Origin of the sequence: Pseudomonas sp. GW460-12-10-14-TSB1, from assembly GCF_017349775.1 — a bacterium.
Lineage (GTDB): Bacteria > Pseudomonadota > Gammaproteobacteria > Pseudomonadales > Pseudomonadaceae > Aquipseudomonas > Aquipseudomonas piscium.
Map to the genome: position 1 here is coordinate 1 of NZ_JACNAC010000068.1, position 24,591 is coordinate 24,591.

The window sequence follows — 24,591 nt, forward strand, 5'->3', positions numbered from 1 at the left end:
TGCCGCCGATCGACATGCCCAAGCCGCCGAAGGATCAGCCCCTGCCAGGGTTGGAGCAGAACGAGACGAAAACCAAGACACCGGGTGGCTAGACCTGTTGCGACAGCAGCTGCCCGTCGGCCATGCGCAGGCGCTTGGACAGTGACACGGCGAGGGCGCGGATGATCTTGGCGGCGATCTTCGGCGCGTCGTTGAGCATTTTCTCCAGCGAGTCCTTGCCCAGGTTGAGCAGCCGGCAATCGCTGGCGGCCACGCAGCTGGCCGAACGCCGCTCGCCATCGAGCACCGCCATCTCGCCAAAGGCCCGACCGCTGCGCAGGGTGGCGATGGTTACGCGCACGCCTTCGCTGTTGGTCTTCTGCACCGCCACCTGGCCGGAATGGATGATGCACATGAAGCTGCCGGCATCGCCTTCGCGGAAGATTTCCTGGCCCTGGGCGATGCTGCTGATGCTGAAGTAGCCGGCGGCGGCGTTGAAGTCGGCCGGCAAGAGTTGATCGAACAGTCCGCAGTCCATCAGCCAATCGCGGATTTCGTTGTTCAACAAGGTGGGTTCTGGCATGTCGTCACGGTCTTTTTCTTGTGTCTGTTGCGGTCCCGGGCAGGTGCAGTATGGCCTGGGACCGGCGGTCCAGTGTTAAGACAGGAGCGCCGGCCGGAGTTCCTCAGGCAATGCCCAGAATCTTGAAAACAAATGCATATTCGAGCGCTACGTCACGCAATCCCTGGTAACGCCCGCTCATGCCGCCGTGGCCGGCGCCCAGCTCGGTCTTGAGCAGCAGCAGATTGTCGTCGGTCTTGGTGGCGCGCAGCCGGGCCACCCACTTGGCCGCTTCCCAGTACTGCACGCGGCTGTCGTTGTAGCCGGCGATCACCAGGGTCGCCGGATAGGCCTTGGCCTCGACATTCTCGTAGGGCGCGTAGGCCTTGATCCGCGCGTAGACCTCGGGCTCCTCGGGGTTGCCCCATTCGTCGTACTCGGTGACGGTCAGCGGCAGTTCGGGGTCGAGCATGGTGTTGAGCACATCGACGAACGGCACCTCGGCGATCGCCGCCTTGAACAGTTCCGGGCGCTGGTTGAGCACCGCGCCGATCAACAGGCCGCCGGCGCTGCCGCCGCTGATGACCAGTTGCTCGGAAGTGGTCAGGCCCTGGGCGATCAGATGCTCGGCGCAGGCGATGAAGTCGCTGAAGGTGTTCTGCTTGTGCTCCTGCTTGCCGGCGCGGTACCAGGCTTCGCCCAGCTCGCCGCCGCCACGCACGTGGGCGATGGCGAAGGCCACGCCACGCTCCAGCAGGCTCAGCCGCGCATGGGAGAACCACGGGTCGAGGCTTTCGCCGTAGGCGCCGTAGCCATAGAGGTACAGCGGTGCCGGTTGGCCCAGGGCTTCGCGCTTGATCACCAGGCTGATCGGCACCTGGGTGCCGTCGGCGGCGGTCGCCCACAGGCGCTGGCTGACATAGGCATCCGGGTCGAAGACGCCCAGTACCGGGGTTTCCTTGAGCACTTTCTGTTCGCCGTCGGCCAGTTCCAGCTGGCGGATCTGCGCCGGGCGGTTCAGCGCTTCGTAGCGCAGGCGGATGCGCTGGCTGACGAACTCCAGGCTGTTCTGCACATGCAGGCTGTAGGCCGCATCCGGCAGTTGCACGCGATAGGCCGGCAGGCCTTCGGGGTGCACCTCGATGATCGGCAGGCCGCCTTCGCGCAGGCTCAGGGTCATGGCCGAGTCGTTCAGGCTCAGGCCTTCGAGCATCACGCTGTCGCTGTGGGGGATCAGGTTCTGCCAGTCGGCTTCACCTGGCACCGTGCCCTGGTCCGGCGCCTGGTAGAGGGCGAAGTTGATGCCGTCGCGGTTGCTGCGGATAAACCAGGTCCACTGGCCGTCGAGCAGGCCGTGGTCGACGTCGTACTCATGGTGCTCGACCCGCGGCGCCAGGCAGGTGAAGGCGTGCTGCGGCTGCGCGGCGTCGAGTACCCAGACCTCGCTGGTGGTCTTGCTGCCCAGGGACAGCAGCAGCTGTTTCTCCGAGCTTGAGCGGTAGCAATGGAGGAAGAAACGCCCGTCCGGCTCATGGAACACCTCTTCGGCGGCGGTGCCGTCCAGGCGATAGCGGAAAAGCTTGTGCGGGCGATGGGTGTCGTCCAGCTCACCGAAGAACAGGGTCAGGCTGTCGTTGGCCCAGGTCATGCTGCCGTCGCAATCGGCGAACGCCAGCTCGCTGATCTTGCCGCTGGACAGCTCCTTGACGAACAGGGTGTAGACCTCTTCGCCGCTGGTGTCGAGGCTGTAGGCCAGGCGCTGGTGGTCGGGACTGATGCTGAAGGCGCCGAGGGAGAAGAAGCCGCCGTTGGCCAGCTCGTTCGGGTCCAGCAGCAGCTGTTCCTGGCTTTCGTCGACGCTCAGGCTGTCGTCGGCCGGACGCGGGCAGCGGTAGTGCCGGGCGTATTCGTCGCCGGCGGTGGTGCGGGTGTAATACAGGTACGGGCCCCAGGGGGAGGGCAGGGACAGGTCGGTCTCCAGGATCCGTCCCTTGATTTCCTGGAACAGGGTTTCGCGCAGCTCGGCCTGGTCGGCGAGGGCGGCTTCCTGGTAGCTGTTTTCGGCCTTCAGGTAATCGAACACGGCGTCGGTGTCGCGCTCCTGGAGCCAGGCGTACGGGTCCGGGCCTTCGGCCTTGCGGGCGATCGGGGCGCTGGTGACGGGGGCGGATACGGGCATGAAGGGCTCTCGGGGCGGTGACAATTAAGGGCACGGCAGACGGCGGTGCAGCCTGACATGCGAAAAGCCGTTATCATAAGCGCCTCTTTGCCTGCCTTGCCATGGACACCATGACCGAGAACGACTATCTGATCGCTTGGGGGCTTTACGCCTTCGCCGCCTTGGGCTGCCTGCTGGTGTGGATGCGCCTGACCCGCTGGATGTGGCGCTGGCTGCGCGAGCCGCTGCGAGTGTTGGTGGCGGTGCTGCTGTTCAGCCCGACCGTGGTCGACCCGGTCAAGGAGATGTTCGCCCCGGCCGTGGCCATCACCGCCCTGGACATGCTGTTCAAGGTCGGCAACAACGCCTGGCGCGCGGTCTCCGACCTGTTCATGTACGGCGTGATCGCCTTCGGCATCTACCTGGTGTTCGTCCTGATCCGCTGGCCGATCGAGCGCGCCTCCAAGGCCCGCAAGGAACAGGCCGAAGCCGCCAAGGCCGCGGCCCGTGCCGAAGAGCCGGACGACCAGCCTTTCGGCGGCGCCGGCGACGATCGTTATGGCCGCCCGCCCGTGCCCAGCAACCCCCAGCGTTCGCGGATCGAGCCGCGTCTGTAACCCGCATTGAAGCGAGAGTCCGAGCATGTGTGAGTTATTGGGCATGAGCGCCAATGTACCGACCGATATCGTGTTCAGCTTTACCGGGCTGATGCAGCGCGGCGGGCGTACCGGCCCGCATCGCGACGGCTGGGGCATCGCTTTCTACGAGGGCCGTGGCCTGCGCCTGTTCCAGGACCCGGCGGCGAGCAGCGAGTCGGAAGTGGCCAACCTGGTGCAGCGCTACCCGATCAAGAGCGAAGTGGTGATCGGCCACATTCGCCAGGCCAACGTCGGCAAGGTCTGCCTGTCCAATACCCATCCGTTCGTGCGCGAGCTGTGGGGGCGCAACTGGTGCTTCGCCCACAACGGCCAGCTGGCGGACTTCCAGCCGGCCATCAGCTTCTATCGTCCGGTGGGCGATACTGACAGCGAAGCGGCCTTCTGCGATCTGCTCAATCGGGTGCGCGAAGCCTTTCCCGAGCCGGTGGAAGTGGAAGAGCTGTTGCCGTCGCTGGTGGCCGCCTGCGCCGAATATCGCAGCAAGGGCGTGTTCAACTGCCTGCTCAGCGACGGCGACTGGCTGTTCTGCTACTGCTCGACCAAGCTGGCGCAGATCACCCGCCGCGCGCCCTTTGGCCCGGCCCGCCTGAAGGACGTCGATGTGATCGTCGACTTCCAGGCGGAAACCACGCCCAACGACGTGGTGACGGTGATCGCCACCGAACCCCTGACCGAAAACGAAACCTGGACTCGCTACGAGCCGGGCCAATGGAGCCTGTGGCGGCGCGGTGAATGCGTGCTGCACGGCCAGACCGAATAAGGACATCCCCTATGTTGCTCAGTTATCTGCGGCTGGTGTTGTTTGCGGCGGGCCTGTTGGTCGGCGTCCAGGTGCCGGGTTTCATCAGCGATTACGCCAAGCGCGTCGAGGCTCATTTGATCGAGGCCCAGGGCGGCCTTCAGGGGTTCCAGGGCACCGCCAACCAGTTCTTCAAGGGCGATCTGCAGGCGCTGGTTGCTCACTATCGGGCCAGTGACGATCCGGTGTTCCGCAGCGACGCCGACAGCCTGGGCAATCTGCTCGTTCGCCAGCGCGCCCTGGACAAGCAGTTCCAGGCCATGCAGGGCCCGTGGTACATCCGTCTGCTGCAAGTGGCGCTGGCCGCCGACCCGGATATCCGCAAGGAAACCTGGAACGGCTACAGCTACCAGATACTGCTGACTCCGGAAGCGATGATCTGGGCCATGAGCGGCGCCTTGCTGCTGTCGTTCGGCCTGGAATGCCTGTATCGCCTGATCGACTGGGTGGTGCTCGGCGGCAAGCGCCTGCGCCAGAGCCGGCCGATCGAAGAGCGTGACTTGAAGGGGTTGTGACCGTAGCCGCTGCCGCAGGCTGCGATCGGTTGCGCAGCAACCGCAAAGATGGCTGGCTCGCAAACTCTCATCGAACCGATTCGCGCAGGCTGCGCCGGCGAGCGCAGCCTTCGGCAGCGGCTACAAAGACCTTCGCGGTGAATCAGCCCGCCAGCACGATATAGTCCGGCCCCACCTTGCGCGCATATTGCTCCAGCACCTGCTGGCACAGCACCACCACCTCTTCCACCAGCTCGACACCCACCCGCCATGACACCACCACCTGCAGGTTCGGCGGGCGCTGGTCGATGGCCAGCAGGGTCAGTTCGCCGCGCGCCAGTTCTTCGCTGACCAGCACCGGCGGCAAGGCGCCGATGCCGAAACCGTCGCGCAACAGGCGGGTGATGGCCGACACCGAGTTCACGCAGTTGAGCCGTGGCGCGCTCACGCCGTTGGCCTGCATCAGGCTCAGCACCTCCTGGTGCGGCAGGGAGTTCTTCGAGTAGGTGATGATGCGTTCCCGCGCCAGCTCGGCCAGGTTGGCGTACTCGCGGTTGTAGATCGAGTGGCTGGCGACTATCCAGCCCATCGGGTGGCTGGCCAGCTCCAGGCTGCGAATGGACTCCTGGCGCAGCAGGTCGGTTTGCAGCACCAGATCGAGAAAGCCTTTTTGCAGCTGGTCGCAGAGGTTCAGCGAGGTGTCGGCCACCAGCTCGATTTCCACCTGGGGATAGCTGTCCATCATCCGCGCCACCAGGGGGCTGAGCCAGGTGTGGATCACCGTGTCCATGACGCCGATGCGAATCCGCCCGACCTTGCTCGAGCGGGTCTCGATCGACTGCTTGAGCGCCTGCATGGTGTCCATCATCTGCTCGGCATAGTCGAGCACCTTGAGGCCTTCCGGGGTCAGGGTCACGCCGCGCGAGTCGCGCAGGAACAGCTTCACCCCGAGTTCGCCCTCGAGCACGGCGATGCGGCTGGAGATCGACGCCTGGGTGGTGAAGAGTTTGTCGGCGGTCAGGCGAAAGCTTTTCAGGCGCGCCACCCAGACAAAGGTTTCAAGGAACTTGAGGTTCATGCGATCAACTTTTCTTATGTCTGGAGGCGGTTTTTATTAGTTGGACGGGGCAGGGCGCGGGCGCCAAGAATCGCTGCGTCTCACGATAAGCGTCGTCGGGGCCCAGAACAATACCAATAAGACCAAGGTGGAGATTTGCCATGAGTGCGCCCGACACGCTCGCCGCCAGCAAGGCCAAAGGCCGCGCCGGCCCCTTCGACTGGTACCGCGACATCAACCAGCAGGAACGCCGCACGTTCTGGAGCTGCAAGGCCGGTTACGGCCTGGATGGCATGGACACCCAGATGCTCAGCTTCGTCATCCCGACCCTGATTGCCCTGTGGGGCATCAGCTCCGCCGAGGCCGGCCTGATCCACACCAGCACCTTGCTGGCCTCCGCCTTGGGGGGCTGGATCGCCGGCATCCTGTCCGATCGCATCGGCCGGGTGCGCACCCTGCAACTCACTGTGCTCTGGTTCGCCTTCTTCACCTTCCTCTGTGGCCTGGCGCAGAGCTACGAGCAACTGCTGATCGCCCGGACCCTGATGGGCTTCGGTTTCGGCGGCGAGTGGACCGCCGGCGCGGTGCTGATCGGCGAAGTGATCCGCGCGGAGAACCGCGGCAAGGCGGTGGGCATGGTGCAGTCCGGCTGGGCCTTGGGCTGGGGCATCACGGCACTTCTTTATGCGCTGATGTATTCCCTGCTGCCGCCGGAAGACGCCTGGCGCGCCTTGTTCCTACTGGGCATCCTGCCGGCGATCTTCGTGATTTTCGTGCGTCGCCTGGTCAAGGACCCGGAGGTCTACCGGCAAACCCGGGCCCGGGAAGTGCCTGACAATCCATCGCGCTTCTACGAGATTTTCGCCCCCGGCATTCTCAGCACCACCCTGCGCGCGTCGTTGCTCGCGGCCGGTGCCCAGGGCGGCTACTACGCCATCACGTTCTGGCTGCCGACCTATCTCAAGACCGAGCGGGGCTTGAGTGTGTTGAGCACCGGTGGCTACCTGGCCATGGTGATCTTCGGTTCCTATGTGGGCTATGTGATCAGCGCCTATCTGACCGATATTCTCGGGCGCAAGAAGAACTTCGTCCTGTTCGCCGCCGGCTCCTTCACCATTGTCCTGCTGTACACGCAAATGCCGGTGAGCAATGCGGTGATGCTCTGGCTGGGCTTCCCCCTGGGCTTCTTCGCCTCGGGGATCTTCAGTGGCATGGGCGCCTTCCTGACCGAGCTGTTCCCCACGCGGATCCGCGGTTCGGGCCAGGGCTTCTGCTACAACAGCGGCCGGGCGCTGGCGGCATTGTTCCCGCTGCTGATCGGTTTGCTCAGCCAGCGCATCCCGCTGGGCGCGGCCATCGGCACCTTCGCCGCCGTGTCCTACGGCATCGTGGTCCTGGCGGCCCTGAGCCTGCCGGAAACCCGCGGCAAGCAACTCGAAGCGCGCTAACTGATAATCTGTGGGCATCCCATCGCGATCCCCGCAGCCAAAACGACAAAAGCTACAGGAGCACTGACCGTGAGCCGCCTGTTATTGAATTGCGACATCGGCGAAAGCTTTGGCAACTGGACCATGGGCCTGGATGCCGAGGTGATGCCGTTTATCGATTGCGCCAACATCGCCTGCGGTTTCCATGCCGGCGACCCGAGCATCATGCGCAAGACCGTCAGCCTGGCCCTGGCCAATGGCGTGCGCATCGGCGCGCATCCGGCGTACCAGGACCTGGCCGGTTTCGGCCGTCGCTCCATGGCCTACGGCGCCCAGGAACTGCAGGACCTGCTGCATTACCAGATCGGCGCCCTCGACGGCATCTGCCGGGCCCAGGGCAGCCGGGTGGGCTACGTCAAACCCCATGGCGCCATGTACAACGACATGATGGCCAACCCGGCGCAGCTGCGCGCGGTGATCCAGGCGGTGGCCGCCTACGACCGGCAGCTGCCGCTGATGCTGATGGCCACCCGTGACAACAGCGCGGCCCAGGCCCTGGGCGACGAGTTCGGCGTGACCCTGTGGTTCGAAGCCTTCGCCGACCGCGCCTACGACAGCGCCGGCCATCTGGTTTCGCGGCAACTGCCGGGGGCGGTGCATCACGACCCGGAAAAGATCATTGCCCAGGCCCTGACCATCGCCCGTGGCGACGCGCTGCTGGCCAGCGACGGCAGCGACCTGCACCTCAAGGCCAATACCCTGTGCGTGCACGGCGACAACGCCAGTTCGGTGGCCGCCGTGCAGCGTATCCGCGCGGCCCTTGCGCAGTTGCCAGCATGAAAATACGCATTGAAGTGGTGGCCATCGACTGCCTGATGGTGCGCCTGTTCGATGCCATCGCCGAGGCCAACATGCCGTGGATGCTCGCTGCCAGCGAGCGCCTGCGGGCGGCCTTCGGCGGGCAGTTGATCGATCTGGTGCCGTCCTACACCACGCTGATGGTGCACTACGACCTGCGGGCCCTGAGCCCGTCCCAGGCCCGGGAACTGATTGATCTGGCGCTGACCGACCTGACTCCGGACTCGCGCACCGGCGGCCAGCGCCATGTGCTGCCGGTCTGGTATGACCTCAGCGTCGGCCCGGAGCTGAGCCTGTTGTCGCGGCGCAGCGGCCTGTCGGTGAACGAGGTGATTCGTTGCCACAGCGAGCGCGAGTACCAGGTGTTCGCCCTGGGTTTTGCCCCGGGTTTCGCCTTTATGGGGCTGGTGGACGAAGTGCTGGCCGCGCCGCGCCTGGATACGCCGCGCAAGCGCGTGGCGGCCGGTAGTGTCGGTATTGCCGAGCGGCAGACCGCGGCTTATCCGGTGGTGTCGCCGGGTGGCTGGAACCTGATCGGGCGTACGCCGAGCCGGCTGTTCGATCGCGAGCGCGACGGCTACAGCCTGATGCAACCGGGCGACAGCGTGCGTTTCGCCGCGGTGGACCACGCCGAATTCATTCGCCTGGGGGGCGACGACAGGCCACTGGAGGTGCCGGCATGAGCCGCCTGACGATCGAAGCCAGCACACCTTTGTGCCTGTTGCAGGACGCCGGTCGCTTTGGCGTGCGGCACCTGGGCGTGACCCAGGGCGGCGCGCTGGACTGGGTGTCGATGTCCTGGGCCAACTGGCTGCTGGGCAACACTTTGGATGCGCCGGTGATCGAGATCACCCTGGGCGGTTTCAGCGTGGTGGCCGAGGAGCTGTGCCTACTGGCGCTGGCGGGCGCCGACCTGGGGGCCTGTATCGACGAGCGTCCGCTCAGCCCGGGGCGCAGTTTTATCCTGCAAAAAGGCCAGCGGCTGCGTTTCACTCAGCCCTACCTGGGGGCGCGAGCCTATCTGGCAGCACCCGGTGGTTTCAACGCGCCTAAGGTGCTGGGCAGTTGCGCCAGCGTGGTCCGCGAGGAGCTGGGCGGGCTCGACGGCTTCGGCCGGCCGCTGGCCGAGGGCGCGCGGCTGGAGTATTCCGGGGCGGGGGTGAACCTCAAGGAACTGTCGGGCAAGCAACTGCCGGACCTGCAATCGAAGGCGCCGCTGGAGGTGATTCTCGGGGCGCAGATCGGCCAGTTCAGCGGGCAGAGCCTGTTCGATGCCTTCAACAGCGCCTGGACCCTGGACAGCCGCGCCGACCGCATGGGCATGCGCCTGCTGGGGCCGCAGCTGCGTTATCAAGGGGCGCCGATGATTTCCGAGGGCATTCCCCTGGGGGCGATCCAGGTGCCGCCGGACGGCCAGCCGATCGTGCTGCTCAACGACCGGCAGACCATTGGCGGGTATCCGCGGCTGGGAGCCTTGACGCCCCTGGCGCTGGCACGGCTGGCGCAATGCCTGCCGGGCAGCGAGATACGCCTGACGCCGGTGGTGCAGGAGACGGCGTATCGGCAGCAGATCGAGTTTTTGCAGCGGTTCGTGTAGGGCGCAAAAGGTATCGCGGGCAAGTCGGATCGCCGCCCGCTCGCTCCTACCTGTTGCTCGCTCCTCTCGCGAACAACAGGTACCTGTAGGAGCGAGGCTTGCCCGCGATAACGCCAGATCGGCCAGCGCCCATCATTTCGAGAGAAACCGCATCCCTTCTTCCAGCCCACGCAAGGTCAGCGGGTACATCTGGTCTTCGATCAGCTCGCGCACGATGTTGGTCGAGGCGGTGTAGCCCCAGGTGTCTTTCGGGTAGGGGTTGATCCAGATGAGCTTCTTGTACTTCTCCATGAAACGCTGCATCCACACATAACCGGCTTCTTCGTTCCAGTGCTCGACGCTGCCGCCGGCCTGGGTGATTTCGTAAGGCGCCATGGCGGCGTCGCCAACGAAGATCACTTTGTAGTCGGCGCCGTACTTGTGCAGCACGTCCTGGGTCGAGGTGCGTTCCGAGCCGCGGCGCAGGTTGTTCTTCCACACCGACTCATAGATGAAGTTGTGGAAGTAGTAGTACTCCAGGTGCTTGAACTCGGTCTTGCAGGCCGAGAACAGCTCCTCGCAGATCTTCACGTGGGCATCCATCGAGCCGCCGATATCGAACAGCAACAGCAGCTTGATGCTGTTGCGCCGCTCAGGGCGCATCTGGATGTTCAGCAGGCCGGCGTCGCGGGCGGTGTGGTCGATGGTGCCGTCGATGTCCAACTCGTCCGCCGCGCCCTGGCGGGCGAATTTGCGCAGGCGGCGCAGGGCCACCTTGATGTTGCGGGTACCCAGTTCCACCGAGTCGTCGAGGTTCTTGTACTCGCGCTGGTCCCAGACCTTGACCGCCTTGCCCTGGCGCTTGCCGGCGTCGCCGACGCGGATGCCTTCGGGGTTGAAGCCGCCGGAACCGAAGGGGCTGGTGCCGCCGGTGCCAATCCACTTGTTACCGCCGGCGTGGCGTTCCTTCTGTTCTTCCAGGCGTTTCTTGAACTCTTCGATCAGCTTGTCCAGGCCGCCGAGGGACTGGATCTGCGCCCGTTCCTCATCGGTCAGCGAGCGCTCGAACTCCTTGCGCAGCCAATCCTCGGGGATCAGCGCCTGCAGGTGGTCGTCGAGTTTTTCCAGGCCGTTGAAGTAGGCGCCGAACGCGCGGTCGAACTTGTCGAAGTGCCGCTCGTCCTTCACCAGGATCGCCCGGGACAGGTAGTAGAACTCGTCCATGTCGGCGAAGGTCACGCGCTGCTTGAGCGCGTTGATCAGGTCGAGCAGCTCGCGCACCGACACCGGAACCTTGGCGGCACGCATTTCATTGAACAGGTTGAGCAGCATGACAATGCCCTCTCAGCGGGTGCCACGACGGCTCATGAACGCCAGACGTTCCAACAACTGCACATCTTGCTCGTTCTTCACCAGGGCGCCGGCCAGCGGCGGAATGGCCTTGGTCGGATCGCGTTCGCGCAGCACCGCTTCGCCGATGTTGTCGGCCATCAGCAGCTTGAGCCAGTCCACCAGCTCGGAGGTCGAAGGCTTCTTCTTCAGGCCCGGCACCTTGCGCACGTCGAAGAACACGTCCAGCGCCTCGCTGACCAGGTCCTTCTTGATGTCCGGGTAGTGCACGTCGACGATCTTCTGCAGGGTGGTGCGGTCGGGGAAGGCGATGTAATGGAAGAAACAGCGGCGCAGGAAGGCGTCCGGCAGCTCTTTCTCGTTGTTGGAGGTAATGATGATGATCGGGCGCTGCTTGGCCTTGATGGTCTCGTCGATTTCGTAGACGTAGAACTCCATCTTGTCGAGCTCCTGCAACAGGTCGTTGGGGAACTCGATGTCGGCCTTGTCGATTTCGTCGATCAGCAGGATCACCCGTTCCTCGGATTCGAAGGCCTCCCACAGCTTGCCTTTCTTCAGGTAGTTGCGGATGTCATGCACCTTGTCCACGCCCAGTTGCGAATCGCGCAGGCGGCTCACCGCGTCGTACTCGTACAGGCCCTGGTGGGCCTTGGTGGTGGACTTGATGTGCCAGGTGATCAGCTTGGCACCGAAGGACTCGGCCAGTTGCTCGGCGAGCATGGTCTTGCCGGTACCAGGTTCGCCCTTGACCAGCAGCGGCCGCTCCAGGGTGATGGCAGCATTGACTGCCAGCTTCAGGTCATCGGTGGCGACGTACGCGCTGGTGCCTTCGAACTTCATCTGCAATTCCTCGAACGGTAACGCCGACGTGCATTGAGCAGGTCGGAAGAATAAAACACGATGGCCGACTATAGCGCGCCGCCCGGTCGACTGTGAACGCAGACGCCCCATTCAGTCTCTGAATGGGGCGTCACATGGTGACTCAGTCAGCGGATGGCTTGGGGCGCTCATACTGGGCGTTGAAGGCCTCGATGAAGCCGTTGCGTAAAATCTGCAAAAAAGCCTGGAATGCGCTGACATCACGCTGATGTACGCTGCCTTTGAGTTCGACCCGGGTGGCGAACTGGTTTTTTCCCTGGTTTTTCAGCAGGGTTTCGCTGGCGCCCACCAGGGCTTCCCAGATCGAGCGGAATATTCCCTTGTCCTTGTTCTCGACATCCTGCTGCCAGTTGAACACATCGACATCGCGCAGCAGCGGCTTGATGTAGCCGGTGAGCTGGCCCTTGTTGGCCTCGGCTTCGATCACCAGGTCACCGTGGCCGGCGTTGAAGTCGAATTTGCCATAGGCGGCGGCGAAGTCGTTCAAGCGCTTGAGTTCGATATCCTGCACGCGCAGGCGGAACGCGAAGTCCTGGAAGTCGCTCAGCGGGTCGAAGGTGGCGTTGGTCTCCAGGGGCGCATGGCCCAGCAGCAGGGCCTTGCCTTCGAGGCGGGCGTCGCGTTTGCCTTGGGTATCGACCACGTTGGTCAGGTTGTAGGCACTGGCGTTGACCTGGGTGGCGCTCATGTTCACCGGCGGTTTGGAGTTGAAGTTACGGAAACTGATCTTGCCGTCGCTGACCTGTACTTCGTTGAGGGTGATGGGCAGCAGTTTGTTCAGTTGAGCCCGCCAGTCGGTGCCTTCACCGGTTTGCGAGTTCTGTTTGTTGGCGCCGCCGTCGACGAAGTTGACCTGCGGCCCGACGAACTGCACCTCGGCCACCACCGCGTGGTCGTACCACAGGGAATGCCAGCTCACCGACAGATCGACCAGCGGTGCATTGACGAAGGGTACTGGCACCTTGCCGTCGACCTTGACGATCTTCAGGCCGTTGATCCGGTAGGCGCCGCGCCACAGGGCCAGGTCGACGTCGGTGATCTGGCCGCGGTAGTCGCCCATGTTGGCGAGCCGGTCATTGAGATAGTCGCGCACCAGATAGGGCAGGGCGATGTGCAGGGCGACCAGCAGCACCAGTACCCCGGCGAGGGTCCACAGGGGCCAGCTGTAGCGACGTTTCATGAGCATGAATCTCCAGCCGTATGCCTTATAGCGATTGACTCCCCGGCAGCGCAGTCGTTCGTCCCGACTGGACGCTCATGGGTGCGAGGCATACCCTTGGAGACTTCCTTTCACGCTGTACAAGGACCCAGCCATGAGCCGCATTTTCGTCGACAACGCCCATTCCATTGGCAATACGCCGCTGGTGCAGATCAACCGCATCGCGCCCCGCGGCGTCACCATCCTGGCCAAGATCGAAGGGCGCAACCCGGGTTATTCGGTGAAGTGCCGGATCGGCGCGAACATGATCTGGGACGCGGAAAGCAGCGGCAAACTCAAGCCGGGCATGACCATCATCGAGCCGACCTCGGGTAACACCGGCATCGGCCTGGCGTTCGTCGCCGCGGCCCGTGGCTATAAGTTGGTCCTGACCATGCCGGCGTCGATGAGCATCGAGCGGCGCAAGGTGCTCAAGGCCCTGGGGGCCGAGCTGGTGCTGACCGAGCCGGCCAAGGGGATGAAAGGGGCGATCGAAAAGGCCGCGCAAATCCTCGCCAGCGACCCTGACAAATACTTCATGCCGCAGCAGTTCGATAACCCGGCCAACCCGGCGATCCACGAGAAAACCACCGGTCCGGAAATCTGGAATGACACCGATGGCGCCGTGGACGTGCTGGTGGCCGGCGTCGGCACCGGTGGCACCATCACTGGGGTTTCCCGCTACATCAAGAAGACCCAGGGCAAACCTATCCTGTCGGTGGCGGTGGAACCGAGCGTCTCGCCGGTGATCACCCAGAAACTGGCCGGCGAGGAGATCAAGCCCAGCCCGCACAAGATCCAGGGCATCGGTGCCGGTTTTGTGCCGAGCAACCTCGACCTGTCGATGGTCGACCGGGTCGAGCTGGTGAGCGACGAGGAGTCCAAGGCCATGGCCCTACGCCTGATGCAGGAGGAGGGGATTCTGTGTGGCATCTCCTGCGGCGCGGCGATGGCGGTGGCGGTGCGCCTGGCGGAAACCCCCGAGATGCAAGGCAAGACCATAGTGGTGGTGCTGCCGGATTCGGGTGAACGTTATCTGTCGAGCATGCTGTTCAGCGACCTGTTCACCGAGCAGGAGAACCAGCAGTAAGACCCAAGGGAAGGTGATCGCCGGAGCCGGCTTGCCGGCGATCGAAGGTACGGCGGCTGCGGTGTGCAGGGCACAGTGCAATTGTGCTGACATGCATCAGCTGGCGTTCAGGTGACTTATGTTAATTAGCGTTTTATTGCACGACTGTTAACACTGTTTGTCGGTTTGTGCGGGTTTTTCCAGGGGCCAGGAGTGTTTATGATGGCCGGCTGCCATGCCGGATGAATGCTGCCCCGCTGGTAATTATTTCAAGGAGATATTGCATGAGCCTTTCGTTTGCCGCCAAGTCCGCGGTGTTGCTGCTATTCATCGGCAGTACTCTCTACGTGCATTTACGCGGTAAGGCTCGACTGCCGGTGCTGCGTCAGTTCGTCAACCATTCGGCGCTGTTCGCACCCTATAACGCCTTGATGTACCTGTTTTCCGGCGTGCCTTCCAAGCCCTACCTGGACCGCAGCAAGTTTCCCGAGCTGGATGTGCTCAAGGACAACTGGGAAGTGATCCGCGACGAAGCCATGCACCTGTTCGACGAGGGTTACATCCGCGCCGCCGAGAAGAACAACGATGCCGGTTTCGGTTCGTTCTTCAAGAAAGGCTGGAAGCGTTTCTACCTCAAGTGGTACGACAAACCCCTGCCATCGGCCGAAACGCTGTGCCCGAAGACCGTTGAGCTGGTCAGCCGCATTCCCAACGTCAAGGGCGCGATGTTCGCCCTGCTGCCCGGTGGCAGCCACCTGAACCCGCACCGCGATCCGTTCGCCGGTTCCCTGCGTTATCACCTGGGCCTGTCCACGCCGAACTCCGACGACTGCCGGATTTTCGTCGACGGCCAGGTCTACGCCTGGCGCGATGGCGAAGACGTGATGTTCGACGAAACCTACGTGCACTGGGTGAAAAACGAAACCGACAAGACCCGGGTCATCCTGTTCTGCGACATCGAGCGTCCGCTGAGCAACCCGCTGATGACCCGCGTCAACCGCTGGATCAGCGGCTGGCTGGGGCGTGCCACCGCGCCGCAGAACCTCGACGACGAGCGCGTCGGCGGGATCAACCAGGCTTATGCCTGGAGCAAGCGTTTCAGCGACCGCATCAGCGGCGTGGTCAAGCAATGGAAACGCCGCAATCCGAAGCTCTATCGCGTCATGCGTCCGGTGCTGGCGGTAGTGGTCCTGACCGCCCTGGGTTACTGGCTGTTCGGATAAGGCGTTGCAATGAATATCGGGCGCTGGTTATAGTCGGCGCCCGGTGTATCAGAAGATTCACCTTCCTCTTCAGAAAGATCAGCACATGCCTCATTCCCTCAGCAGCGCGGTAGTCGATTCAGCGGTCAACGCTGGCGTCGTGCCGTGCGGGAACCAGCAGCCTGTGCAGATCAGTCATTACCCCCCACCTGTCAGTAGCACGCCGGTGTGCGCCGTCGTATCACCGCCAGGCGTTGTCGTACGGGGCTGATCAGCAACCTCTGCTGTTGCCCGTGCCCGCCAGAAAAAACTACTGAATTTCAGCCTCGGCTGAGTTGGCTATTTGCCTGATTACAGGTGGTATTCATGTTGCTCATAGCAAAAAAGTCCGCACTTGCGGCGGCTTCCACGAGCCTGTTCGTCCTGCTCTGGAGCAGCGGCGCGATCTTCTCCAAATGGGGCCTGGCCCATGCCTCGCCCTTTGCCTTCCTGCTGTTCCGTTTCGCCATCGCCCTGTGCGGGTTGGTGCTGTTGATTCCCCTGCTCAAGCTGCGGTTGCCCCGCGGGCGCAAGCCGATGCTGTACGCGGTGGCCACTGGGCTGGTGTTGCTGGGGGCCTACCAGATCTTCTACCTGCTGGCCCTGGACCTGAAGGTCACCCCCGGAGTGATGGCCACCATCATGGGGGTGCAGCCGATCCTCACCGTGGTGATCATGGAGCGTCAGCGTTCCTGGAGCCGGATGTTCGGCCTGGCGCTGGGCCTGGCCGGGTTGATCATGGTGGTGTACCAGGGTATCGGCCTGGCCGGTATGTCGCTGGCTGGGATGCTCTTCGGCCTGTTGGCCTTGGTGAGCATGACCCTGGGCTCGATCATGCAGAAGCGCATCAGCGACAACCCGCTGGGCACCTTGCCGGTGCAATACCTGGCCGGGCTGTTGTTGTGCGCGCTGTTCGTGCCGTTCCAGCCGTTCCACTTCGAACATAGCGTCGGCTTTATTGTCCCGGCGCTGTGGATGGGGCTGGTGGTTTCGGTGCTGGCGACCTTGCTGCTGTACCGGCTGATCGCCCGGGGCAATCTGGTGAATGTCACCAGCCTGTTCTACCTGGTGCCGGCGGTGACGGCCGTGATGGACTACCTGTTCTTCGGTAACCGGCTGGCGCTGCTGAGTGTGCTCGGCATGCTGTTGATCATCGTCGGGCTGGTGTTCGTGTTCCGCAAAAACAGCTGAATGATGAGCGTCGGGCGCAGCTTTCGACTTGAGCGAGGGCTGCGCTTTTTTTGCCTGGGGCGCCCCCTTCAGATTGGCCAGGACTGGCCGATAGCAATGATGGCTCATTGCTATTAAATTGCATTCTCTTTTACCCTATTTGCTGCAGATTTGGGAATAGGAAAAACCTTAAAAATTAAAGATTACTTCTACACTGACGACATACTCTTCAGGCCCAATGGAGATAGTCAGAATGAGTAGCAAGCTGGTTTTGGCAGGTGTCGGCATGTTTCTAGGCTTGAGTGGAATCTGTTCCGCAGCCCCTCAAAGCATTCAGGGAACGATTTATTTTCACGGCAGCATCGTCGAGGAACCTTGCACGCCAAGCTCGACTGCCAATGGCGGGGCCGTATTGAGCCTGCGCCAGTGCCCGCAACTGTCGCGGGGCAATGACATCCGGGTGCAGGGTGTCGGTCCGTCGAGCACGGTGACGGCCATTGGCCAGTCGCCGGTCAACGTCAAGCTGGTGACGGACAGCGGCAAGGAAGGGCGCTACTACGATCAGCAATATGCGCTGGTCGATGGCGCGGGGAAACCGGTGAACTCGGGGACCTACCTGATTACCCTGACGTCGCCATGACACAGGTATAGGCCAATGCCCGGCGCCAGCGCGCCGGGTATTGAATGGCAGTCACGGATACCTCCATTGCTGCTGGAGGCATGCCCTGGCCAAGGGCAAAAAAAGACCGGCAAGCGTGCCTTGCCGGTCAATCCACAATACGCAGCGGCGGGGCCGTCGCTGTGTGATCAGGGCGGGGTCAGAAGCGGTAGCTGGCGTTCAGGCGCAGGCCGTGTTCGCTGGCACCGCTGCCCAGTTGCCCGCTGTAGGCGGCGCCCAGGCTCAGCTCGGGAGTCACCCGGGTTTCCACCCCAGCTTCGACGACCGCGCTGTTGCGCGAGTAAGCTGCGCCTTCGGTGCGGAACGCGTCGCTGCCGTCGAAACGGTAGGTGTTGGACGGTGTGTTGCTGCCCAGGGCGTGTTTCCAGCCGGCGCTGCCGAACAGGGTGAGCAACTTGCCGTTGTCCAGCTGCTTGTCGGCGCTGGCGCGCAGGCCCAGGGTGGAGAACGTCTGCTCGTCCGACGCGTGCTTGGCGCGCAGGGCCGCCGGGCCGCCACGCTCCTTGAAGCCTTCGCTCTTGACCTGCACATAGGCCAGGTTGGCGAAGGGTTCCAGCTGTACCGAAGGGCTGAGGTCGAAACGCCGGCCCAGTTCGCCGAAGGCTTGCAGGGTGTTGGCGTCATGCTTGGACTTCAGGTGGTCGCTGTAGCCGGCGAAGTTCACCGAACGCTTGGCGTCGATCCGGCTCCAGGTGTACGCCATGCCGCCGCGCAGGTCGAACCCGCCGGCCTGTGCCCCGCCATAGACACCCAGGTGGATGTTGTCGTTGTCGCTTGAGGAGTCGCGTGACGCGCTCTTGAGTTCGGTACGGCTGTAGCCGGTCAGCACGCCGATATGGCCGCTGTCACCGACCGCGGTATCGACACCGGTGAGCAAGCCCTTGGTGTCGCTGCGCAGGGTGGCGGTATTGCTGTCGCCCTTGACCTCGCCCCAGTTGCCCAGCGTGGTGATCCACGGGGTCAGGCCGGAGTGCGCGTCGCTCGCGGTGTCACGCTCCTGGGCGACAGTCGCCGAGCGCAGGCGGCTGTTCGCGGCGTCGCGCACCAGGCGGCTGTCCTGGATCAGCGCCGAGCGGCTGGAGTTGTGGAACTCGCCGGACAGCTGATCGAAGGCATCCCGCGCCTGGTGGTCATCGGGCAGATAGGCGATGGCCTCGAACAGCTTGTTGTGCACCGGCGGCGTCAGCGCCGGCACGGCCGCACCTTTCAGGCTTTGGGCCGCGGTGGCTGTGGCCCGCTGGTTGCGGGTGAAGGCGGCTTCCTGGAACAGGCGTGTCTGTTGCACATCCAGGTAGGCGTTGTGGCTGTCGTAGTTGTCCACCAGGTCATAGAAGGTCGATACCCAGGTATCGCCCGTCAGCTGGTAACGACCGCTCAGGCCCTGCTGGGTGGCGAGCACCAGGTAACGACGGTCCAGCTCGTAGCGTTTGCTGTCGAGTTTGTCCGCCTTGATGATGCTGCCGTCCTCGAGCCGCGCCGCGCCGTTCACCAGCAGCCGGTCGTTGGCCCCGGTGCTCAGCAGTTCGGCATGGAAGGTCGAACCGCTGTGCTGGTCGAGATCGCCGGTCAGGCTCAGGGTGCCGATGGAGTTGCCGGGGGCGATGGTCGCGCCTTTGTGCAGGGTGACGTTGCCGACCTGGCCATTGCCGGCCAGGGTCGCGCCGTCATGAACATCGGTCGAGCCGCCGAGCTTGCCATTGACGGCCAGGATGCCCGAATCGACATGGCTACGGCCGTGGAAGGCGGAGCTGTCGCCGCTCAGCTCGGTGCGCCCGGCACCGCGCTTATAGAGCGTACCGGTGCCGGAGAGGGCGCCGCCGAAGGTGTAGCCGTTGGCTCGGTTGAACACCAGGCTGCCGGGTGCGTCGATCTGCACGTCGCCGAGGATCGAACCGCTGTTGCCGCCGTTCGCGCCGGCACCTAGTTGCAGGGTGCCGTTGCTGATCAGCGTGCCGCCCTTGTAGGTGTTTTCGCCGGTGAGCAGGGTGCTGCCCGTGCCACGCTGCTCGACCGAGCCGCTGCCGTGGATGACGTGGTCGTACTGGTACTGGTTGTTGCGGTCGAACACTACCTGGCCATCGTTGCCGATATCACTGAGCACTTCGCCTTGGCTGCCGTTGAAGGCACCGATGTGCAGGCTGGCATTCTTGTCGACCTGCACTTGCCCGGCCATGCGGTTGTTCAGCAGCAGTTCGCCGCCCTTGACATTCAACTGGCCGGTGAAGCGGCTGGAGTCACCGTTGAATACGGTTTGCCCGGCGATGTGATTGATGCGGCCCTGGCCTTCGAAGCCGGCATCGAACTGGTAGTCGCGGTCGCTGTGGTTGAACTGGACCAGGCCCTGGCCCTGGCCGAAGACCACGCGTTTGGCTTCCAGCCGGCCTGCGCCCTTGGCGTCGGCGGCCTTGTCGCTGGTCGCTCCCACATAAAGCGCTGCGTTGGAGGTGCTGTCGGCGGCGATCCGCAAGGTGCCACCGCCGACTTTGGCCACGCCCTGGTTGGCGAGCACCAGGCTGGCGTTGCCGCCCTGGCCCAGGATCATGTCGCCGAGGGTTTCCCACAGGCTGCCCGCGCCATCGACGCTGGCGCTGCCACTGGCGCCCTGGTTGGCACCGATGATGCCGTCCTGACTCTCTACCTGACCGCCATTCTTGATCTCCAGGGCACCGTTGCCGACGCCGCCGACGATCAGGGTCTTGTCGGTGGACAGTGTGCTGTTGTCGACGCTGACCGAACCATTCGAGCCTTTTTGTGCGCCGAGGACAGTGTTTCCACCGTTCTGCACCTTGGCGCCGTTGGTGAGCGACAGCGAGCCGTTGCCGGCCTGGCCCACGATCATGTCGCCGAGGGTCTTCCAGAGACTGCCCGCGCCATTGAGGCTGGCGCTGCCATTGGCACCCAGGTCGGCGGCGATGGTGCTGTCCTGGCTGGTTACCTGGCCGCCGTTCTTGACCTGCAGGGTGCCGTTACCGGCGCCGCCGACGATCAGGGTCTTGTCGGTGGACAGCGTGCCGTTGTCGACGCTGACCGTACCGCTGCCACCTCTGAGCGCACCGAGGACGGTGCTGCCAGCAGTCTGCACCTTGGCGCCGTTGGTGAGCAGCAGCGAGCCGTTGCCGGCCTGGCCCACGGTCATGTCGCCAAGGGTTTTCCAGAGGCTGCCCGCGCCATAGAGGCTGGCTGTGCCGTTGGCGCCCAACTCGGCGGCGATGATGCTGTCCTGGCTGTTTACCTGACTGCCGTTCTTGACCTCGAGGGTGCCATTGCCGGCGCCGCCGACCACCAGCCGCTTGTCGCTGGTCAGCGTCGACCCGCCGTCGGCGATGAGGGTGCCGTTCGCGCCACGCTCGGCGCCGATCAGGGTGTCGCCCTGGGAGCGGGCCTTGGCGCCGCCTTTGAGGGTCAGGTCGGCGGAGCCGCCTTTGCCGACGATCAGGTCGCCGCCGGTGTCCAAGGTCGCGCCGTTGTTGAAGGTGGCCTTGCCCGTGGCGCCCTGTACGGTGCCCAGGGTGAAGCCGTCACCGACGTTCAGCTTGCCGCTGCCACCGACATTCAACTGGCCCAGGCCATTGTTGACGGTGCCAAGGTTCAGGCTGCCGACCGTTCGCGCGCTGTCCAGTTGTGCGACCTGGTTGTTGCGCCCGGCGAGGGGGCGATCGATGTTGACCGCCTCATTGCTGGCGGGAGCGCCGTTGCTCCAGTTGCCGCTGTTTTCCCAGGCGTTGCTGTCGTCGACGCGATAGGGATTGCCATCCTGGTCATAGGCAATGTGATGGGCGTCTCCGGTCCAGTTCGTCGTGGCGAGTACGGCCGGGGCGAAGGAACTCAACGCCAGGGCGACGGCGAGCGCGGTGCTGGAGGGTCTGAAACTGTGGGGTGTCATGGTCTTCTTTTCCAAGGCGGTGCCTGTGTGGTCGGAGGGGTGGAAATGGCGTCGAGTGCGCTAGGGATCAGCGGCGCGCGCCGAGGGTTAAAGCGTTCGAAGGCTGCACAGAGGCGCGAGATGCTTCCTGGCCGGGAGCGGAGTTTTTGGGCTATGAAGTGCAATAGGGTCGCTGCTGTAACAGTGCGGCCTGAGTGGTTTGTTCATAGGCGTTGAATGGCTGATCAAGTTGTCCGGAAAGTTGCGAGAGGGCCGGTAACTTAATAAAGAAGAAGGCGGGAATATACGTAGGGAGAGAGGTTGAGAACTTTTTTGAAACTTTTCAGAAATATCTTTGTGATGGTCGAGAATAATCCTTGTTAGTTATGGTTAGTTCATTGCTGTTGGTGGTGGAAACGTCTGGAGCTGGCTTTTTTAGGGAGTTCTATTCAAGTTTTATGGGTTTTGGTCGAGGGGCGTAAAAGAGGGTTGTAAAAGTAAACGCGGCGGGGGGAGTGATTTTTTGTTTTAGAGGGGAGATTTTATTGGGAGGGCGTTATTTGTTTTTTGTGGAAGGCGGTGGTTCTTTATTGTTTTGTTTTTTTGCCGAAGGGCAGAAGTTGCGCCATCCAATATTCAGTTCGGTTCCGTTCAAATCCGATCGAAACTGCCGTGCACGTGGCGAGCGCGCCCTGTTTCAGGCAGGGCCACTCGCGATGTCGGGTGAGTCGACGCGATCAGCGATCCGCCAGTTCCTGGGGCGAGGCGACCCGGGCTCCCGGTTTGAGTACCAGCCACAAGGCCGCGGCGATCAGCACGCCGCCATACAGGTGGGCCATGGACAGCGGCTCGTCCAGCAGCAACGCACCCCACAACACCCCGAACGGCGGGATCATGAAGGTCACGGTCATGGACTTGACCGGGCCGATCGAGCTCAGCAGGCGGAAATACAGGATGTAGGCAAAGGCGGTGCAGGCCAGCCCCAGGCCCAGCAACGACAGCCAGACGCTCCAGCCGCCCCAGCTGGCGGGCGGCTGGCTGATGGCGCTGTAGGCGAAAATCGGCAGCAGGAACAGGCTGGCGCCGAGCATGCTGCCCAGGGCCGAGAGGCGACTGTCGAGGCCGCCGGCCTGGTCCAGCCAGCGCCGCGCGAGGAAACCGGCGAAGCCGTAGCAGGTGGTGGCAAGCAGGCAGGCCAGTGCGCCCAGCAGCAGTTCCAGGTCGAATGTCATGGGGCCGGCGCGGGTCAGGATGCCCACGCCGAACAGGCCCAGGCTGACCCCGGCGATTTTTGTCGGGGTCAGTTTCTCGTGGAAGAACAGCCCACCGATCAGCACGCCCATCAAGGGTGTGGTGGCATTGAAGATCGCCGAATAACCGGCCGGCAGCACCAGGGCCGCCACCGAATACATGGTGGCGGGGATGCCGGAGTTGATCACGCCGAGCAGCAGCACGGTCTTGAACTTGCCCTGGAAGTCCCAGCTGATGCGCATCAGCGCGAGGATCACCAGCAGGCCGGTGGCGGCGATGGAGACACGAAAGAAGGCCGTGGGAATGCTGCCGATCACTGGAGCGATGATGCGCATGAACAGAAAACTCGCGCCCCAGATCGCGGCCAGGGACAACAAACGTAGGGTATCGACAAGTCTCACGGGGCAACTCCTTTGATGGCCCTTGCAACGGCCCTTTTTTCGGCAGGGCGAGAGTGTTGCCGAGAGACGGGGCGCGAGCAATCGCTATCTTGCGGTTGAATTGACGGGATCCTTCGCCATCCGCGGAAAAATTGCACTTCTCCTGCACCCGGTTCACTGGCTAAGCTCAGGCCTTTCCGAATTCCCGCAGAGGTCTCACCATGCCGCAGAAATGGCCCGCCGCCGATATCGCTCGAACGATCCTCGATGGCTTCGACGATTACCGCGAGCACTTTCGCCAGATCACCGACGGTGCCCGGGCGCGCTTCGAGCAGGCGCAGTGGCAGGAGGCGCAGACCGCCTCGGCGGCACGGATCAACCTGTATGAGGAAAAGGTCAGCGAGACCGTGCAGCGGCTGCGCACGGCCTTCGACCTGGAGACCCTGCTCGACGTCAATCAGTGGCCGCTGGTGAAGAGCGCCTATATCAGCCTGATCGACCTGCGCTTCGACGATGAGTTGTCCGAGACCTGGTACAACTCGGCCTTCTGCGGCCTGTTCAGCCATGACCTGATCAGCGACGGTTGCATGTTCATCCACACCACGCGGCCGAGCCTGCGTCGCGCCCGGGCCGCGCAGACCCGCACCTACCGGCCGCAAGGCCATCTGTCGACGATGCTCGAACAGATCTTCGTCGACTACAGCTTCAGCGAGGCCTATGCCGACCTGCCCGGCGACCTGCGGCGCCTGGAGTCGCAGCTGCGGGAGAACCTGCCGGACTGGGTGTGCAAGGACCCGGAGCTGGCGGTGGAGCTGTTTTCCTCGGTGCTGTACCGTAACAAGGGCGCCTACCTGGTGGGGCGCATCTACACCCACGACGAGCAGTGGCCGCTGGTGATTCCGCTGCTGCACCGCGAAGGGCGGGGCATCCAGATCGATGCGCTGATCACCGACGAAGCCGATGTGTCGATCATCTTTTCCTTCACCCGTTCCTATTTCATGGTCGACGTGCCGGTGCCGGCGGAGTTCATCGGTTTCCTCAAACGCATCCTGCCGGGCAAGAATATCGCCGAGCTGTACACCTCCATCGGTTTCTACAAGCACGGCAAGTCCGAGTTCTACCGGGCGCTGATCAACCACCTGGCCAACACCGACGACCAGTTCATCATGGCCCCGGGCGTGCGCGGCATGGTCATGAGCGTGTTCACCCTGCCGGGCTTCAACACCGTGTTCAAGATCATCAAGGACCGCTTCTCGCCGTCGAAAAACGTTGACCGCGCCACGGTGATCGAGAAGTACCGCCTGGTGAAAAGCGTCGACCGGGTAGGGCGCATGGCCGATACCCAGGAGTTCGCCGATTTCCGCTTTCCCCTGGGCAAGTTCGATCCGGCCTGCCTGGCGGAACTGCTGGAAGTGGCGCCGTCGACGGTGTCGGTGGAGGGCGATACGGTGCTGATCCGCCACTGCTGGACCGAGCGGCGCATGACCCCGCTCAACCTCTACCTGGACCACGCCAACCCGGCCCAGGTGCGCGAGGCGCTGGAGGACTACGGCCTGGCGATCAAGCAACTGGCCGCGGCCAACATCTTCCCCGGCGACATGCTGCTGAAGAACTTCGGCGTCACCCGCCATGGCCGGGTGGTGTTCTACGACTACGACGAAATCTGCTTCCTCACCGAAGCCAACTTCCGCCATATCCCGGCGCCGCGCACCCCGGAGGACGAGATGGCCTCCGAGCCCTGGTACTCCATCGGTCCGCTGGATGTGTTCCCCGAGGAGTTCCCGCCGTTCCTGTTCGCCGACGCCGGGCAGCGCAAGCTGTTCGACCAGTTGCACGGCGAGTTGTACAACGCCGATTACTGGAAAGGCCTGCAGGACGCCATTCGCGCCGGCAAGGTGATCGATGTGTTCCCGTATCGGCGCAAGGAGCGGGATAACGAATAA

Annotated in this window: 20 protein-coding genes; 12 read left to right on the forward strand and 8 right to left on the reverse strand. The window is 63.5% G+C overall.

Going from position 1 to position 24,591, the window contains the following annotated elements; genetic code table 11:
* Positions 1–88 precede the first annotated feature (88 nt).
* A complete protein-coding gene (locus J4D52_RS27020; RefSeq protein WP_009042620.1) occupies positions 89–562 on the reverse strand; it encodes a cyclic nucleotide-binding domain-containing protein in 474 nt (157 codons plus the stop codon).
* A gap of 103 nt (positions 563–665) precedes the next feature.
* Positions 666–2,720 (reverse strand): S9 family peptidase, encoded by a 2,055-nt coding sequence (locus tag J4D52_RS27025; protein WP_102676181.1) that lies wholly within the window; start codon positions 2,718–2,720, stop codon positions 666–668.
* 101 nt (positions 2,721–2,821) lie between these two features.
* Between J4D52_RS27025 and J4D52_RS27030 the strand changes: the two genes are divergently transcribed.
* Genes J4D52_RS27030 through J4D52_RS27040 form a run of 3 tightly spaced genes read left to right on the forward strand, consistent with a single transcriptional unit; the run spans position 2,822 to position 4,672 of the window.
* Complete coding sequence (locus tag J4D52_RS27030) at positions 2,822–3,316, forward strand: hypothetical protein (RefSeq protein ID WP_025805064.1); 495 nt, start codon at positions 2,822–2,824, stop codon at positions 3,314–3,316.
* A gap of 25 nt (positions 3,317–3,341) precedes the next feature.
* Entirely contained in the window at positions 3,342–4,118 is a 777-nt protein-coding gene (locus tag J4D52_RS27035) for a class II glutamine amidotransferase (RefSeq protein WP_016703228.1), read from the forward strand.
* Positions 4,119–4,129: 11 nt separating this feature from the next.
* Entirely contained in the window at positions 4,130–4,672 is a 543-nt protein-coding gene (locus J4D52_RS27040) for a DUF2937 family protein (protein ID WP_025805065.1), read from the forward strand.
* Positions 4,673–4,814: 142 nt separating this feature from the next.
* Here J4D52_RS27040 and J4D52_RS27045 read toward each other — a convergent pair whose 3' ends face one another.
* Positions 4,815–5,729 (reverse strand): LysR family transcriptional regulator, encoded by a 915-nt coding sequence (locus J4D52_RS27045; RefSeq protein ID WP_102676182.1) that lies wholly within the window; start codon positions 5,727–5,729, stop codon positions 4,815–4,817.
* Positions 5,730–5,869: 140 nt separating this feature from the next.
* Between J4D52_RS27045 and J4D52_RS27050 the strand changes: the two genes are divergently transcribed.
* The 4 genes from J4D52_RS27050 (at position 5,870) to J4D52_RS27065 (ending at position 9,590) form a co-directional block, all read left to right on the forward strand.
* Complete coding sequence (locus J4D52_RS27050; RefSeq protein ID WP_102676183.1) at positions 5,870–7,156, forward strand: MFS transporter; 1,287 nt, start codon at positions 5,870–5,872, stop codon at positions 7,154–7,156.
* Positions 7,157–7,225: 69 nt separating this feature from the next.
* Complete coding sequence (locus J4D52_RS27055) at positions 7,226–7,975, forward strand: 5-oxoprolinase subunit PxpA (RefSeq protein ID WP_025805068.1); 750 nt, start codon at positions 7,226–7,228, stop codon at positions 7,973–7,975.
* Positions 7,972–8,676: an allophanate hydrolase subunit 1 gene (locus J4D52_RS27060; RefSeq protein ID WP_102676184.1), complete on the forward strand. Its 705-nt coding sequence runs from the start codon at positions 7,972–7,974 to the stop codon at positions 8,674–8,676. Before J4D52_RS27055 ends, J4D52_RS27060 begins: the two co-directional genes overlap by 4 nt.
* Positions 8,673–9,590 carry a biotin-dependent carboxyltransferase family protein gene (locus J4D52_RS27065; RefSeq protein WP_102676185.1) on the forward strand — a complete coding sequence of 306 codons (918 nt, stop codon included), beginning with the start codon at positions 8,673–8,675 and terminating at the stop codon, positions 9,588–9,590. Before J4D52_RS27060 ends, J4D52_RS27065 begins: the two co-directional genes overlap by 4 nt.
* Positions 9,591–9,722: 132 nt before the next feature.
* On the opposite strand, the gene J4D52_RS27070 is transcribed toward J4D52_RS27065, so the two are convergent.
* The 3 genes from J4D52_RS27070 to J4D52_RS27080 form a co-directional block, all read right to left on the reverse strand.
* A complete protein-coding gene (locus J4D52_RS27070; protein WP_009042629.1) occupies positions 9,723–10,901 on the reverse strand; it encodes a VWA domain-containing protein in 1,179 nt (392 codons plus the stop codon).
* Between the two features lie 12 nt (positions 10,902–10,913).
* Complete coding sequence (locus J4D52_RS27075) at positions 10,914–11,759, reverse strand: MoxR family ATPase (RefSeq protein WP_016705272.1); 846 nt, start codon at positions 11,757–11,759, stop codon at positions 10,914–10,916.
* 142 nt (positions 11,760–11,901) lie between these two features.
* The gene (locus J4D52_RS27080; RefSeq protein WP_025805073.1) at positions 11,902–12,978 is read right to left on the reverse strand and encodes a DUF748 domain-containing protein; all 1,077 of its coding nucleotides are present in this window, start codon (positions 12,976–12,978) and stop codon (positions 11,902–11,904) included.
* A 133-nt stretch (positions 12,979–13,111) separates the two neighbouring features.
* Here J4D52_RS27080 and cysK point away from each other — a divergent pair, with 133 nt between their 5' ends.
* The 4 genes from cysK (at position 13,112) to J4D52_RS27100 (ending at position 17,116) form a co-directional block, all read left to right on the forward strand.
* Positions 13,112–14,086 carry a cysteine synthase A gene (gene cysK / locus J4D52_RS27085; protein ID WP_025805074.1) on the forward strand — a complete coding sequence of 325 codons (975 nt, stop codon included), beginning with the start codon at positions 13,112–13,114 and terminating at the stop codon, positions 14,084–14,086.
* Positions 14,087–14,349: 263 nt separating this feature from the next.
* Positions 14,350–15,288 carry an aspartyl/asparaginyl beta-hydroxylase domain-containing protein gene (locus J4D52_RS27090; protein WP_102676186.1) on the forward strand — a complete coding sequence of 313 codons (939 nt, stop codon included), beginning with the start codon at positions 14,350–14,352 and terminating at the stop codon, positions 15,286–15,288.
* A gap of 345 nt (positions 15,289–15,633) precedes the next feature.
* Complete coding sequence (locus J4D52_RS27095) at positions 15,634–16,497, forward strand: DMT family transporter (protein ID WP_025805077.1); 864 nt, start codon at positions 15,634–15,636, stop codon at positions 16,495–16,497.
* A gap of 232 nt (positions 16,498–16,729) precedes the next feature.
* Entirely contained in the window at positions 16,730–17,116 is a 387-nt protein-coding gene (locus J4D52_RS27100) for a hypothetical protein (protein WP_102676188.1), read from the forward strand.
* 178 nt (positions 17,117–17,294) lie between these two features.
* On the opposite strand, the gene J4D52_RS27105 is transcribed toward J4D52_RS27100, so the two are convergent.
* Positions 17,295–21,038 carry an autotransporter domain-containing protein gene (locus tag J4D52_RS27105; RefSeq protein WP_063429383.1) on the reverse strand — a complete coding sequence of 1,248 codons (3,744 nt, stop codon included), beginning with the start codon at positions 21,036–21,038 and terminating at the stop codon, positions 17,295–17,297.
* Positions 21,039–21,754: 716 nt separating this feature from the next.
* Positions 21,755–22,669 carry a DMT family transporter gene (locus tag J4D52_RS27110; protein WP_063428895.1) on the reverse strand — a complete coding sequence of 305 codons (915 nt, stop codon included), beginning with the start codon at positions 22,667–22,669 and terminating at the stop codon, positions 21,755–21,757.
* A 200-nt stretch (positions 22,670–22,869) separates the two neighbouring features.
* On the opposite strand from J4D52_RS27110, the gene aceK reads away from it, so the two are divergent.
* The gene (gene aceK, locus J4D52_RS27115; RefSeq protein WP_025805081.1) at positions 22,870–24,591 is read left to right on the forward strand and encodes a bifunctional isocitrate dehydrogenase kinase/phosphatase; all 1,722 of its coding nucleotides are present in this window, start codon (positions 22,870–22,872) and stop codon (positions 24,589–24,591) included.